The organism is Commensalibacter melissae (assembly GCF_009734185.1).
Classification (GTDB): domain Bacteria; phylum Pseudomonadota; class Alphaproteobacteria; order Acetobacterales; family Acetobacteraceae; genus Commensalibacter; species Commensalibacter melissae.
In genome coordinates this window covers 323,952-337,916 of sequence record NZ_CP046393.1, presented here as the reverse complement: position 1 = coordinate 337,916, position 13,965 = coordinate 323,952, and the positions used below count along the sequence as shown (strand labels likewise).

The 13,965-nt window shown below is 38.6% G+C and carries 14 protein-coding genes; 4 read left to right on the top strand and 10 right to left on the bottom strand.

Annotation, left to right across the window (positions count from 1 at the left end; all coding sequences use genetic code 11):
• Positions 1-297: 297 nt before the first annotated feature.
• Complete coding sequence (locus GN303_RS01525) at positions 298-795, top strand: hypothetical protein (protein WP_110439368.1); 498 nt, start codon at positions 298-300, stop codon at positions 793-795.
• A 284-nt stretch (positions 796-1,079) separates the two neighbouring features.
• Entirely contained in the window at positions 1,080-2,123 is a 1,044-nt protein-coding gene (locus tag GN303_RS01520) for an SDR family oxidoreductase (RefSeq protein WP_110439367.1), read from the top strand.
• A 93-nt stretch (positions 2,124-2,216) separates the two neighbouring features.
• Here the strand turns inward: GN303_RS01520 and GN303_RS01515 are convergent, their stop codons facing one another.
• Complete coding sequence (locus GN303_RS01515) at positions 2,217-3,068, bottom strand: squalene/phytoene synthase family protein (protein ID WP_110439366.1); 852 nt, start codon at positions 3,066-3,068, stop codon at positions 2,217-2,219.
• Positions 3,069-3,223: 155 nt separating this feature from the next.
• Between GN303_RS01515 and GN303_RS01510 the strand changes: the two genes are divergently transcribed.
• Positions 3,224-3,832: a superoxide dismutase gene (locus tag GN303_RS01510; RefSeq protein WP_110439365.1), complete on the top strand. Its 609-nt coding sequence runs from the start codon at positions 3,224-3,226 to the stop codon at positions 3,830-3,832.
• Between the two features lie 34 nt (positions 3,833-3,866).
• Here GN303_RS01510 and yajC read toward each other — a convergent pair whose 3' ends face one another.
• Entirely contained in the window at positions 3,867-4,313 is a 447-nt protein-coding gene (gene yajC, locus GN303_RS01505; protein WP_110439364.1) for a preprotein translocase subunit YajC, read from the bottom strand.
• Between the two features lie 117 nt (positions 4,314-4,430).
• On the opposite strand from yajC, the gene GN303_RS01500 reads away from it, so the two are divergent.
• Positions 4,431-5,288 (top strand): ATP-binding protein, encoded by an 858-nt coding sequence (locus tag GN303_RS01500; protein ID WP_110439495.1) that lies wholly within the window; start codon positions 4,431-4,433, stop codon positions 5,286-5,288.
• 74 nt (positions 5,289-5,362) lie between these two features.
• Here GN303_RS01500 and serS read toward each other — a convergent pair whose 3' ends face one another.
• The 8 genes from serS to GN303_RS01460 form a co-directional block, all read right to left on the bottom strand.
• Complete coding sequence (gene serS / locus GN303_RS01495; RefSeq protein ID WP_110439363.1) at positions 5,363-6,643, bottom strand: serine--tRNA ligase; 1,281 nt, start codon at positions 6,641-6,643, stop codon at positions 5,363-5,365.
• A complete protein-coding gene (gene tatC / locus GN303_RS01490) occupies positions 6,643-7,425 on the bottom strand; it encodes a twin-arginine translocase subunit TatC (RefSeq protein WP_110439362.1) in 783 nt (260 codons plus the stop codon). Before tatC ends, serS begins: the two co-directional genes overlap by 1 nt.
• Positions 7,422-7,964: a Sec-independent protein translocase protein TatB gene (gene tatB, locus GN303_RS01485; protein WP_110439361.1), complete on the bottom strand. Its 543-nt coding sequence runs from the start codon at positions 7,962-7,964 to the stop codon at positions 7,422-7,424. Before tatB ends, tatC begins: the two co-directional genes overlap by 4 nt.
• Before the next feature lie 69 nt (positions 7,965-8,033).
• Complete coding sequence (gene scpB / locus GN303_RS01480; protein ID WP_110439360.1) at positions 8,034-8,609, bottom strand: SMC-Scp complex subunit ScpB; 576 nt, start codon at positions 8,607-8,609, stop codon at positions 8,034-8,036.
• On the bottom strand, positions 8,606-9,463 hold the full coding sequence (locus GN303_RS01475) for a segregation and condensation protein A (RefSeq protein WP_231504047.1): 858 nt from the start codon (positions 9,461-9,463) through the stop codon (positions 8,606-8,608). Before GN303_RS01475 ends, scpB begins: the two co-directional genes overlap by 4 nt.
• Positions 9,464-9,490: 27 nt before the next feature.
• A complete protein-coding gene (locus GN303_RS01470; protein WP_110439359.1) occupies positions 9,491-10,648 on the bottom strand; it encodes an SPOR domain-containing protein in 1,158 nt (385 codons plus the stop codon).
• Positions 10,645-12,450 (bottom strand): arginine--tRNA ligase, encoded by a 1,806-nt coding sequence (gene argS, locus GN303_RS01465; protein ID WP_110439358.1) that lies wholly within the window; start codon positions 12,448-12,450, stop codon positions 10,645-10,647. Before argS ends, GN303_RS01470 begins: the two co-directional genes overlap by 4 nt.
• Positions 12,451-12,569: 119 nt before the next feature.
• Positions 12,570-13,745: a deoxyguanosinetriphosphate triphosphohydrolase gene (locus GN303_RS01460; protein WP_110439357.1), complete on the bottom strand. Its 1,176-nt coding sequence runs from the start codon at positions 13,743-13,745 to the stop codon at positions 12,570-12,572.
• Positions 13,746-13,965 lie beyond the last annotated feature (220 nt).

The window sequence follows — 13,965 nt, the reverse complement described above, 5'->3', positions numbered from 1 at the left end:
TATAAATTAGCTAAATTTTTATTTCAGTAATTTTTTTAAACCATTTATCTTTTTCCTATGCCAATGCAAGTGACAGCTAGGTTTACGATAATGATTATAACACGATAGGTGGCTTTAATTCTGATTTCGATAAGGTATATGATAAGTATTGTCAATTTATTGGGTAAGGTTGATCATAATTCCGGTAAGATATATAATTAAAAATGATCATTTTATTAGGTAAGATTGACCCAAAACATCACAACCGGGATTAATATTATTAAAATATAAACTTATATCAAAATGGGTATGGTAATTATGAGGATTATAAAAAAAAGACTTTTACTGTCCTATAGCGCTTTTCTGGGATTACTCTTATCTTGTCCAGCCTTGGCTGAAACTACCCAAGTCACAGACGAATCAAAAACGACCATTAATCACTCCCCAACGGGAGATAACATGATGCATCAAAAATTTGATTTTCTAAAATCCTACGCTCATGAAAAAAACCAAGATTTCGATAAAGATCTAGATACGCTGGAAAAGCAAATCCAAGACAAAAACAGCAATTTACACAAAAATCTGGAACAACTTAAAACCTATACACATGATAAAAAGAAAGATTTAAATGAAGAAATTGAATATCTTAAAACACAAGTTAATGATAAGAACAGTGACCTTTATAAAAAACTCAATGAATTAGAAACAAAGGCCAAAGACAAAAATAGCGATATATATCGGGAACTGAAACATATAAAAGATATAATCGAAAGTCAGCCTGATCAACCCAATAAACCGGCATCTTTAAGCAAATAAAGATAACATTTAATAACTGGAGAAACTCTCTTTTCTTCAGTTATCTTTTTTCATTAAAATTCATAGAATAACTATATCTCATAGCATTTCATTATTTGCTATATAATTAAGTAATAAATTAAAATATATTGAATTTAAAATATTTAAAATATAGAATAGAAATTATAATGAGTTATATAATATAAAATAATTTTGCCAATAATAATTAATAAACTTATCCAAGTAATAAAATTTAATTATTAATTTATTATTTTATATTTCTCAAATTTCTTTAGGTGATAAATATGTCTGAAAAAGAAAAGTCTGAGAATAATGCGAATTCTTCCGTATTTCATACCAACTCTCGTCGCCAAGTCCTTACCGGTGTCGCTGTTGGAGCTGCCGCTTTAGCGACAAATAGGAGTATTCATGCCATGCCTGAACATGTTGAAAATAAATCTGTCCCTCCTCTAAAAAACCCAATGTCCCTATACCCAACGCCTCCCTTTTCTAAACAGCCACAACCTTGGCCTGGTTTACAGTCCAAGATGCAACCTGTTCCTGATTGCGGAGAAAAAACATATCAGGGAAGCGGACGTTTAAAAGGACGACACGCACTAGTTACAGGAGGTGATTCCGGTATTGGACGCGCTGCCGCTATAGCCTTTGCACGTGAAGGAGCGGATGTTGCCATCAATTATCTACCACAAGAAGAACCTGATGCAAAGGAGGTCATCGATCTTATACAAAAAGCCGGACGTAAGGCTGTTGCATTACCCGGTGATATCCGGAATGAGGATTTCTGTAAAAAACTTGTTGCAGATGCTTTAGCCAAATTGGGCCAAATAGATATTCTTGCCCATGTGGCTGGAAGGCAAAAATATTCTGAACAACTGACTGATATAACAACAGAAGAATTTGATTGGACAATGAAAACCAATCTTTATGCACTTTTCTGGATCACCAAAGCTGCCATTCCACATTTGCCACCTGGCAGTTCCATCATCACCACCTCTTCACTCGTATCATATATGCCTCCAGAAATTCTGGTGGATTATGGCATGTCCAAAGCAGGTATCAGCAACTTTACAAAATCAATGGCCAAACAGCTTCTTCCCAAAGGAATACGTGTCAACTGTGTTGATCCAGGACCTTTCTGGACCCCCCTACAAATTTGCGGGGCTCAGCCCCAATCAGCTATTCCCAACTTTGGTGGTGAAAGTCCATTTAAACGACCTGGGCAACCTGCAGAAATCGCTCCCTTGTATGTTACACTTGCCTCTACTGAATCATCTTATGTAACAGGGCAAAGCTGGGGAATTGTGGGAGGAACAGGACAACCTGGATAATCTTATTATTTTCTGCTTTATAATCTCTAAGTATCCATTATTTTTAAGGTTCATTAATTTTATAATGAACCTTTTTTATAAAAAATTATCTTTCTAAGTCTCGCTTATTTTCAATTTAACCCAATAATTTGCCTTTAAAACGGACAACTTGTCTCCAATTCCACGTTTCCGGGACAAATGATCCCATTGTTCAAACCTGTGTAGATCCCGTTTGGCCAAAATAACAGGTAAAATAACGGATCTGTAATGACGATCTAACAAACAAGCCTTCTCGCTTCTTCGCAAATAAAAATATGCCTTTTCTATTAAAATATCACGGATTGCATTAAGTTCTGATGATGTTACGCTAATTCCGTTTTCTGACCGCTGTAACGAGAAATCATGAATTATCTCTGCTGGCAAAGGACAACGCCCTTTTCTAAATATATTCGGTAAATTTTTTGAAATATGAACGGTTTCACTGGCAATACCCGCTGCAATCACCGCTTCAACCAACGGTAATTCTCTTATTTTAAAAAGATTTGCAAGAATCCGCTGAATTTGTCCAACAGACCGCACCATTATCGAATCCCAATGATTCCAATTTTTTATACCCTCCAATTCTTCTTCGCGAGCGGAAATGATTTTTAAAAGATCTTCAGCAGAAAACAAATTTCGATCCAGAGAATCCTTGATATAAGGCGCAATTTCATGATCCCGGTCGGATTTGTTTGCCAACAAGTCCCGCCACCATTGCAAACGGATATAACCCGCCATTGGCCCTGCCACATCCCATGAAGAGGATAGGGTCACGGCCCGAGTAATCTCGGTATAAAATGCCAATAAACGAAAATATTGTTCTCGTAAATCAGAAGGCATAAAAAGCGCGCAAAAGAAGTGATCTGGATCAGACTTCCTTATATATTGGCCGCAAAAAGAAAGGGGTTTAGATTTTTCTTTAATCATTTTCAAAAGATATATATAATTTATGAAGGAGATGTGCCTAAAAAATTTATCAATTAATCTCTGTAAAATTCCGCATAATCTCTATATAAGAGAATTAAGAACCAAAAAGGTCTTATATAATTTTTTAAAATTATTGCAATATATCGAGGAACCAAATGTCTTTTGAATTACCACAACTTCCCTTTCCCTATAATGCTCTGGCTCGTTCAGGAATGAGCGAAGAAACCATGCAATTTCACCATGACAAGCATCATCAAGCTTATGTTAATACCCTGAATGATCTTATCAAAGCAAACCCTGCACTTGAAGGGAAATCATTAGAGGAATTAATTGTAACGGCAGCAAAGGATGAATCCTTAACACCTGTTTTGAATAATGCAGGTCAACATTACAACCATTCTTTATTCTGGAATTCCCTAAGTCCTGATGGTGGTTCAATGTCTCCTGCATTTGAAGAGTTAATCCGTAAAAATTTTGGTTCAGTTGAAAATTTCAAAGCTGAATTCAAAAAAGCCGCTACCACGCAATTTGGCTCGGGATGGGCTTGGCTGGTTTTGACTTCTGACAATAAATTAATCGTTACCAAAACACCAAATGGTAAAAACCCGATTTCCGAGGGCCAGGGAAAACCTCTATTAACCATTGATGTATGGGAACATGCATATTATATTGATTTCCGTAATCGCCGCCCTGATTTTGTGGATAATTTCCTTAATAACCTCGCAAATTATGATTTTGCAGAAGCCCAAATAAACGCAAAATAAACTGTATCAAGGAAACCGGCATTCCGCCGGTTTTTTATTCCGCTTTTACCGTTTCATCAGCTTTATCCAATGTAACAGCCTTATTTTCTTTGGCTTCTTTTTTACCTTGGTTTTTTATCTTGGATTGGGTATTTTCTGTTTGGGCCTTACTTTCCAAAACAGTCGTAACAGTACTACGAACAACCATTACTCGAACATTTGACGCAATTTCCACTTCCATTTGATCTGAATCTTCCTGGTTACGTACAATTTTACCAACAATACCACCCGCGGTTACAATTTTATCACCCCGTCGCAATGCTTTCATTTTTTCACGAACTTGCTTGGCTTTTTTTTGCTGCGGCATAATAACAATAAAATAAAATACCAGAAATATTCCAATAAAAGGCAGTAAACTCATGATTGTGGCAGTACCACCTCCACCACCGCCTGCACTTTGTGCATAGGCAGGAGTAATAAATAAATCCATAAAATTGATCATCAAACTGCTTTCCTATCTTATTCACATTACGTATATTGATCATCTATCATTATAGGCACCTTCATACACTATATAAAGTATCTCGCATACTACAAGATCATGAAAACCGGAAAAAAGATGACTCAATCCCTTATCCCCTTACTGGAACGTATCGCGATTTCCCTAGAGAGACTTGCCCCTCCTCAGCCAAAAATTGAAAATATTGATAAATATAACTGTTTTATCTGGTCCGCCCAGAATAATGAATTGACACCCATTCAGAACATGTCTTTTATCGACTTTCATCTGTTACAAGGTATCGAAAACCAAAAAGAAACACTTTTTCTGAATACATATCATTTTGCCAAAAATCTTCCCGCCAATAACGTTCTTTTATGGGGGGCAAGGGGAACAGGAAAATCTTCATTGATCAAATCGGTTTATCATGAAGTAAACAGCAAACTATCAACCATTTGCCCTCTTTTGAAAATTATTGAAATTCCCAGGGATGATATCTACTCCCTGCCCATTCTTTTACGGTTATTGAAACCTCTGTCTTACAAATTCATCATTTTTTCAGATGATCTTTCCTTTGAATCAGAAGACCGTGATTATAAAGCGCTCAAATCTGTATTAGACGGTGGAATTGCCGGACGCCCAGAAAATGTGTTATTTTACGCCACAAGCAATCGTAGACATTTAATGCCAAGGAATATGATTGAAAATGAATCCTCTTCCGCCATTAATCCTTCTGAAGCCATTGAGGAAAAAGTATCTCTTTCTGATCGTTTTGGATTATGGATCGGATTTCATAATTGCTCCAAAGATTTATTTGATCAGATTGTAACAGAATATGCAAAAGCAAGAAAATTACCCATTTCAAAAGAGGATCTCATAGCACAGGCCAACGAATGGTCAGTTACTCGTGGTGCCAGAAATGGCCGTGTTGCCTGGCAATTTATTGAAGATTTAACGGCCAAATTATCCAGTGGATAATACTTTTTTCTTTTTACAATTTGACAGTCCAAAAACAAAAGGGGGTGAATTTTATCCCCTTTTGTTATATTTCATTATCCGATTTTTTCAATACCACCCATATAAGATCGAAGCACTTCAGGAATAGATATTGAACCATCCTCATTTTGATAGTTTTCCATAACAGCAACCAAAGCCCGTCCAACTGCAACACCAGATCCATTTAAAGTATGCAAAAATACCGGAGGCGTTTTTCTACCTTCTTCAGGTTGTGGGCGATAGCGAGCATTCATGCGACGCGCCTGAAAATCACGTGTATTGGAACAAGATGAAATTTCGCGCCAGGCTTGTTGGCCTGGCAGCCAAACTTCCAGATCCCAGGTTTTTGCTGCCCCAAATCCAGTATCACCAGAACATAACAAGACACGACGATAGGGTAATTCCAATTTTTCAAGAACCATTTCGGCACAACGGGTCATCCGCTCATGCTCTTTTTCACTTTCTTCAGGTGCGGTCACACTGACCATTTCAACCTTATAAAATTGGTGCTGTCGAATTAATCCTCTTGTATCACGACCAGCAGCTCCTGCTTCACTTCGGAAGCAGGCGGTTAAAGCAGTTCTGCGAACAGGTAATTGATCATAATTGATTATTTCACCTGCCTGTATTCCTGTCAGAGGGACCTCTGCTGTTGGAATTAGCCAACGATCATCTTTTGTACAAAAAGACTGATCCCCGAATTTAGGCAATTTATCCGTGTTAAACATGGTCTGTTCATTAACTAGTAATGGAACGACATATTCCTCGTAATCATGTTCAGTTGTATGAAAATCCAGCATAAATTGTCCCAGGGCACGATCAAGTCTTGCCAACGCTCCACGTAAAATGCTGAACCGTGCGCCCGCTAATTTGGTAGCTGCATTAAAATCCATCAACCCTGATTTTTCGCCCAACTCGAAATGCTGCAATGGAGTAAAACCAAATTCACGTATTTTTCCCCAATAATGTACAACAACATTTTCAGTTTCATCTTTTCCCGTCGGAACTTCCACAGCCAAACGATTAGGCAAACTTGCCAGAACCTCAAAAATTTGTTGATCCAATTTATCCGCACGCGTCTGCAATGAATCTATTTCCTGACGCAACCTTATGGCTTGCGCTTCCAAAACGGAACTGTTTTCTTTATTCCGTTTTAACTGACCAATTTGTTTTGAAATATTATTTCGATCAGCTTGTTTTTGATGCAGCTCATTCAAATATGAGCGCCGTTCCTCATCATACGATAATAATGTCTGACTAACTGCGGATAATCCACGACGGGCCAAATCGTTATCAAAAGCCACAGGATCAGAACGCAGAGCACGAAAATCATGCATTATAATAATTCCTTTTCTGATTTGGGTTCCACCATTCGGGCAGATAAAATTGAAATCTCATATAAAATAATTAAAGGGATAGCCAAGGAAGTTTGTGTAATTACATCGGGAGGTGTAAGAACTGCAGCAATTACAAAAGCAATAACATATGCATATCTTCTGAATTTCTTTAACTTTAATGAAGTCACAAAACCTATTTTTGCCATCAATGTCAACATGACAGGAAGCTCAAATGCAATACCAAAAGCCATGATTAACCGCATAACTAACGAAAGATATTCGGAAACCTTGGCTTGCAATTCAATATGCATATTATGATCCCCCCCAACCTGAAATGATAAAAAGAATTTCCATGCAAAAGGAAAGACAAAGAAATAAGCGAGCGCTGCACCCAGTAAAAACAAAATCGGTGTTGCAACCAAAAAAGGCGCAAAAATCCTTTTTTCATTTCGATATAATCCCGGGGCGATATATATCCATGCTTGAATGGCAAACATAGGAAATGAACAAAAAATTGCACCGAAAAATGCCAACTTGATATAAGTGAAAAATGCCTCATATAAGGCCGTATAAATAAGATGGGGTTGTTCTCCCTGTTGTCGCATGGCTTGCGCCAAGGGGTGGGCCAAGAACATATAGATTTGTTCCGAATAGTAATAACAAAACCCAAAAGCAATCAAAAAAGTTGCCAGACAGACAATCATTCGACGACGTAACTCAATAAAATGTTCCATCAGAGACATTGATTTATCATTGATCAACTCTTCTTCGGGAATATTCATGACCATCCCTGTTCCCTGTAATTGACAATTTGTGGTGGAATCATCGCTGGAACAGGTGGAGCTGATCTTTTAACCTGTAAACGCTGCGCAATTGCAGGAGGAAAAAAAATTGGAGCTGGATCTTTTTTTGCCAAAGCTTCCAGATCAGGTTCCTTATGATCGGTTGACGCTGAATATTCGGGAATAATCTCAGGCTCTTTATTTGAAAAAGGAATTTCATAAGGTTTCGGAGATTGAATAGATGTTTGATTTAGGGGGGAATTCAAATTCTCCTGAAGTGTTCTATCTCGATCGATTACATCCAATATTGCACTTTTAATATTCATACGACGTAATTTCATCAACTGATCTTTGGCTTCCTTAAGGTCTGGATCCTTAACCATCTCATCCACCTGACTATGGAATTCACGTGCCATGCCCCTGCATTTTTTCACTATGTCACCAAACCAATGGACAATTTTTGGAAAATCTTTTGGTCCTATAAATATCATGCTGACAATCGCAATCAATATCAGTTCTGCCCAAGAAAAATCAAACATGCTTTATATTGTCCCCTCTATTTCCATAATATGCATCATGATTTGTTTAGCAAAGATATTCCCACTTATTTATTCATCATTTAAAGAATGGTACGGAATATCTCCAAATAACTCTTCTTTTTTTGGCAAATCATTTAAATCATTTAACCCCAAATAAGTTAAAAATTCTTTGGATGTTTTCCATAAAGTTGGTCGTCCTGGTACAGATTTATGTCCACAAGGTTTGATAAGACCATATTCCAATAAAGTTTCCAAAACAGTTTGACTTAAACCGACCCCTCGAATTTTTTCGATATCTGTCCGAGTGCAAGGCTGATGATAAGCAACGACGGCCAAGGTTTCCATTGTTGCACGAGATAAACGCTTTGGCCTGGCAATGATTTTTACCAGATATGCCGTCCATTCCTGAGCTGTCCGAAATTGCCATCCACCGGCAACTTTACATAAACGAATGCCACGATACGCATAATCCTCTTGAAGTGAATGAATAATGTCAAGGATGCTAACAGTTGCCTTTCCTTCAGGATTTAAATTTATTGAATTTTTTTCCAGCAAAGATTCAATTGATTGTTCTGAAACAGGTTCCGTTTGCGAAAATATATATGCTTCGATCAACCCTTTTAAATCTTCCAAGTCCGTTTTCATTCCGCTTCCAAATTTTTATGATAGGATTGACTTTCATTTCGTGATTGCAATCGAATTTGACCAAACTGCTCTTGCTGATCAAGCTTTATTTCACCAAGCTTTGCCAGTTCCAATCCGGCCAGTAACATTCCGCACCAGGCAGCTTTCCATTGTTGCTGTTGTTGGACGGGTGATTGATCCTTTTTATTAACCGCCTCCCAACAGGGTAGAAAAGCATCCAACGCATGCCATCCAGGTACATGATGAGATTTGAGTAAACGTTTCAAACGATTTAGAGCATCTTTGACCGTCCAAAAATGAAACGATCGAATTCGCCACTCCCTTTTTTTATTTTTACGATGGAATATCCGAATATATGCGTCAATAAAACGTGCACTATCCAATATCAATCCAGAGGAATCCACTGAAGTAAGATCTTCATAATATCCCCTGGCAAAAACCTCGCTCCCCAATAAAGGTCGCTCCTGCATCCACAATGCCGCTTTATTGATTTGTTCCAGCCCTTGCAAACGTTCTTGAAGTAAATCAACCGCCTGTTCAGTATCGCCAAAATGATCAGTTTTTTGCGGCAATAACAGACATGATTTCAACCATGCCAACCAACTCGCCATAACCAACCAGTCAGCTGCCAACTCCAATCTTATTTTTTTTGCAGATTCAATAATTTGTAGATATTGCTCAACCAGTGGCAAAATTGATATCTGAGTTAAATCAACTTTTTGGGTTTTAGCCAATTGCAACAACATATCCAACGGCCCTTCAAATCCATCAAGCCGAACAATGAAAGTCTCATCATTCCATGAAGAAGAATGATTTTCCATTTCCGTCTCATGAACAAGATCCGATTGCCGCATTATTATACCAGATTTATGAAAACCAGATTAAAAATTGGCCAACGTGCAAGAAAGACTTTTCGTTTTCAATTGGCTACAAAAACTATTTGCCTGAGTCTTGGAGGTAAAACCCTTAATTCTTATTCGATAAATCGTATTACCCTTAACATTAGCCTTTTGAATGGTGGGAGAATATTGCCCCAATAACTCTGGGGCTTTTTTGCGCATGACCTGCCATTGTTTTTGTGCTGCAGCATTTGACCCTAATGCAGCCAGCTGCACAATAAAATGACCATTTCCTACGCGTTTTTCTTCCAATTTTACAGAAGGGACTTTTTTACCGTTATCTTGACGATGATGCCGAATAGGTTTTTTTGAAGGAACAGGCGCAACAGATTTTTCTGCCTCATCCGATTGTTCATCTGAGACATTACCCTCATCTTCCTTTGATTGTGCCTGCCTATTGTTTTTATTCTCTGGCAAGTCATTACCCATTGATGACGTTGCCGTCGATGGTGCTGCAACCAAAGGTACATTATTGGGAGACGATACTCCATTATCCATAACATTGCCATTCACATTGGTCACTGCGGGAGTCTGATTATTAGAGGCTGTTGAATTGCCTGTTCCATATTGTGCAGCTAATGCCGATGGGTCAGCCTGTTCAGGTCCAGGCGCAAGAACAGGTTTTCCATTCGCTTCCATTTGACCTTCAGCCTTATCCATACCAATAGTTTCTGTGTTGTTTTCCGGTAAAGGTTTTTCCTTGGCAGCAATTTGAGGCGGTTCAAAAACGGGAATACCCTGATGTCCTGCATGAGACATCATCCACCCTCCAATGAAAAGCAATAAAATACCGCCAATTCCCGCTGCGGAATAGGCTAATCGACGTGTCGAGGAATCTCCATGAAATAAATTCTGCATAAATGCGAAACGTGGCTGTCCGCGACGATCATAATCCTCATCATATTCGTCTTCTTCATCGTCTTCTTCATGATAACGTGATGCCATTCTTTCCCTACCATTTGGATCAGGACGATTTTGACGTGGAGACAATCGTCCATCATCTTCACGGGTAGGATTCATACGCGGGTCTTGTCCACGTATCATATTCTCTCTACCCTGACCCGAACGAGAGGCGTCCATGGAATCATCATCAAAAAATGATCTTTTTCTAGGGGGTTCAGGTGAATTTTGATCCATCATCTCATTTCCTCAACTGGTTCTATTCCCAAGACCTGCATAGCAGAACGAATTACACTTGCAATAGCTTCAATCAACGCCATTCTGGCCAACGTGCCATGAACATCACCTTTTTGGATAAAGCGTAAAGTCGCATCATCCCGTCCGGCATTCCACAATGCATGAAAATCTGATGCAAGCTCCATCAAATAATAGGCAATACGATGTGGTTCACGCATCAAGGCAGCACTTTCAACTGTACGGGGCCATTGTGCAAGTCGCCGCATAACCGCTAATTCCTCTTCATTTCTGATATTGGACAGATCCACTTTTGCCAGATCGGAGGCCGTTAATCGCTCTTGACCAAAAATCTCTTCAGCAGAACGCAAAACGGAACGGCATCTTGCATGCGCATATTGAACATAAAAAACAGGATTGTCACGGGTTTGAGCAACAACCTGTTCAAGATCGAAATTCATTTGCGCATCAGATTTACGTGTTAACATGGTAAACCGCACCGCGTCTTTTCCAACTTCATCGATCAGATCGCGTAATGTTACAAAAGTGCCTGCCCGTTTGGACATCCTTACAACCTCACCATTACGAACAACTCGAACGATCTGACATAAAATAACTTCAAAATCAGTTGACACATCCACTGGACTTAGAGCTTTTACTGCTGCATTCATACGAGAAACATACCCACCGTGATCTGCACCCCATACATCCAATAGAATCTGATAACCTCTTTTTATTTTATCATAATGATAACCTATATCATTAGCAAAATATGTTGCACTGCCATCAGATTTCCGTAAGGGACGATCCACGTCGTCACCATAAGCCGTTGATTTAAAAAGTGTTTGTGGACGAGCCTCCCAATCATCTGGCAACTTCCCTTTGGGAGGCTCCAGTATACCTGTATATACCAGTCCCTTTTTTTCCAATATCCGAATTGCCTGATCGGCTTTACCAGATTCAAGAATTGCACGTTCTGAGATGAATTCTTCCTGCAAAACACCTAAAGCTTTCAGATCTTGGCGGATATCATGCATCATGTGAGTCAAAACGCACTGTTTAACTTTTTCAAACCATGCTGGAAACGGTTTTTGTTCTATGCCCTTTAATAATGTCTTACCATATTGCTGAGCAAGATCCTGTCCAACTGGAATAAGATAATCTCCTTGGTATTGTAAACCAGTTGGCATGTACGTCTTGTAACGCTCTTCAAAATCAGTCGGGGAACAATCTCCTTCAAGAACCTGAACATAACGCCAATAGGCTGCCCATGTTAATGCAACAACCTGATTACCTGCATCATTGATATAATATTCCTTGGTAACGTCAAAACCAGCCTTAGCCATCAAATTGGCCAACACATCCCCAACGACCGCGCCACGACAGTGACCTACATGCATTGGCCCTGTCGGATTGGCAGATACATATTCAATGTTGGTTTTGATATTATTTCCAATTTGACTGTTTCCATACGCTTCCTGTATCTGCAAAATCGTTGAAACAAGATTTTGAAAAACAGAAGGGGCCAATTTCAAATTCACAAATCCCGGCCCAGCAGGTTCAGCCTTTTCAATACCAGAAACAGATTGAAGGCGTTCAGCCAATTCCTTGGCAATTTCCTGTGGCCGACACTTGGCAATTTTTGCCGTAATCAAGGCTGCATTCGTCGCCATATCCCCATGTGAAACATCACGTGTAGGTGTCAATTCAATTCTTTTTATCAAATCTTCTGACAAATCAGGTAAAATTTGTCGCAAGGCCTTTATAACACAATGATAAAAGGAAACATATAAATTCTGCTCAGCCATACAAAAATTATCTTTCTTTATAAACACCTTATCCATACCCAATTATTCAGCAATCCTGAAAATAAAATTGACCATACCCTAAACAAGACTTTGAACCATCCAACAAATTATTTAGATTTTTACGACAAAATAGATAAATCGGTCAGTCTTTGATACTCTTCTATTGCATAACGATCTGTCATACCAGCAATATAATCCGTAATAACCCGTAAAATACCTGATTTCTGTTTTCTTTTTCCTGCCTCCAAGGCACGTATTTGCCATTTTTTGGGTAACAAATCAACATTTTCAGATAAAATCTCGAATAAATGCTGAACCAACAATTCCCCCTTTCGACTCATACGATTGACACGCCAATGCGAATATAAATTCTGATACAAGAATTTACGAATTTTTTGATTGCCTTCCATAATTTTAGGACTAAATTGCACGATCCCATATGTACAATTTCTGATATCCTCTGGCGTCTTCGGGTTCAAACCGCTTAAGTTATCAGCAGTCTGTTTTTTCAAATCACGAACCAGACAATCGATAACCCGTCTTATTACTTCATATCTCAAACGCTTTTGAAGACTATCCTTAAATTTACATTGCTCCATTTGTTTTCTTGCTTCATATAAAGCCTCTCCAACAACGGGAAGATCTTCCAAATCTTTAAATTCTATCAATCCCGCACGTAAACCATCATCCAAATCATGGCTATGATAGGCAATATCATCGGAAATTGATGCTATTTGGGCTTCCGCTGATGCATAATTGAACAAATCCAAGGGATATGACCGATTAATCCGTTCTAAATAAGGGTCGGGATTGTCAACCGGCCCATTATGTTTGGCTAATCCCTCTAAACTTTCCCAAGTTAAATTGAGTCCATTAAAGGCAATATATTGTTGCTCCAATAACGTTACCTGTCTTAATGACTGGTCATTATGACTGAAACCGTTATAATCCTGCATCATCTTTGCCAGAGCCCTTTCTCCAGCATGTCCAAAAGGTGAATGTCCCAAATCATGTGCCAGCGCCAAACATTCTGTCAAATCCACATTTAATTTCAAAGCGCGAGCAACAGAACAGGCAATTTGCGCAACCTCTAACGAATGCGTCAAACGAGTTCGAAAAAAATCACCCTCGTGATTGATAAAAACCTGCGTCTTATATTGCAATACACGAAAAGCTGTAGAATGGATTACACGATCCCGATCTCTTTGCCAGGGGTTACGACCTTGTGCCTCCGTTTCAGGATAAAATCGTCCCCGAGCTGTTTTTTCCTGAACGGCATAAGGTGCTAAATTCATGATTGCCACGCCTAAATTTATCCAACATAATCAATTTAAATTATCCTGATCATTTATTATTCTAATTATATCATTATAAAATTGTAATGGTATATAGCTCTCAATTTATTTTAAAATACGACCAAAATTCAATGACTACAATCATATATGTGTTAGATTAAAATACAGCACTCTCGATTTTACATAATCCAATCATCCGGAATTTTATTTTTTCCAATCA

Coding starts and splice junctions, on each gene's coding strand:
- tatB (WP_110439361.1), bottom strand. CDS start 7,964: ATGTTTGATTTTTCTTGGGCAGAACTGATATTGATTGCGATTGTCAGC.
- argS (WP_110439358.1), bottom strand. CDS start 12,450: ATGGCTGAGCAGAATTTATATGTTTCCTTTTATCATTGTGTTATAAAG.
- GN303_RS01460 (WP_110439357.1), bottom strand. CDS start 13,745: ATGAATTTAGCACCTTATGCCGTTCAGGAAAAAACAGCTCGGGGACGA.
- scpB (WP_110439360.1), bottom strand. CDS start 8,609: ATGAAAACGGACTTGGAAGATTTAAAAGGGTTGATCGAAGCATATATA.
- GN303_RS01470 (WP_110439359.1), bottom strand. CDS start 10,648: ATGATGGATCAAAATTCACCTGAACCCCCTAGAAAAAGATCATTTTTT.
- GN303_RS01500 (WP_110439495.1), top strand. CDS start 4,431: ATGACTCAATCCCTTATCCCCTTACTGGAACGTATCGCGATTTCCCTA.
- serS (WP_110439363.1), bottom strand. CDS start 6,643: ATGCATGATTTTCGTGCTCTGCGTTCTGATCCTGTGGCTTTTGATAAC.
- GN303_RS01515 (WP_110439366.1), bottom strand. CDS start 3,068: ATGATTAAAGAAAAATCTAAACCCCTTTCTTTTTGCGGCCAATATATA.
- GN303_RS01520 (WP_110439367.1), top strand. CDS start 1,080: ATGTCTGAAAAAGAAAAGTCTGAGAATAATGCGAATTCTTCCGTATTT.
- GN303_RS01525 (WP_110439368.1), top strand. CDS start 298: ATGAGGATTATAAAAAAAAGACTTTTACTGTCCTATAGCGCTTTTCTG.
- GN303_RS01510 (WP_110439365.1), top strand. CDS start 3,224: ATGTCTTTTGAATTACCACAACTTCCCTTTCCCTATAATGCTCTGGCT.
- yajC (WP_110439364.1), bottom strand. CDS start 4,313: ATGATCAATTTTATGGATTTATTTATTACTCCTGCCTATGCACAAAGT.
- tatC (WP_110439362.1), bottom strand. CDS start 7,425: ATGAATATTCCCGAAGAAGAGTTGATCAATGATAAATCAATGTCTCTG.
- GN303_RS01475 (WP_231504047.1), bottom strand. CDS start 9,463: ATGCGGCAATCGGATCTTGTTCATGAGACGGAAATGGAAAATCATTCT.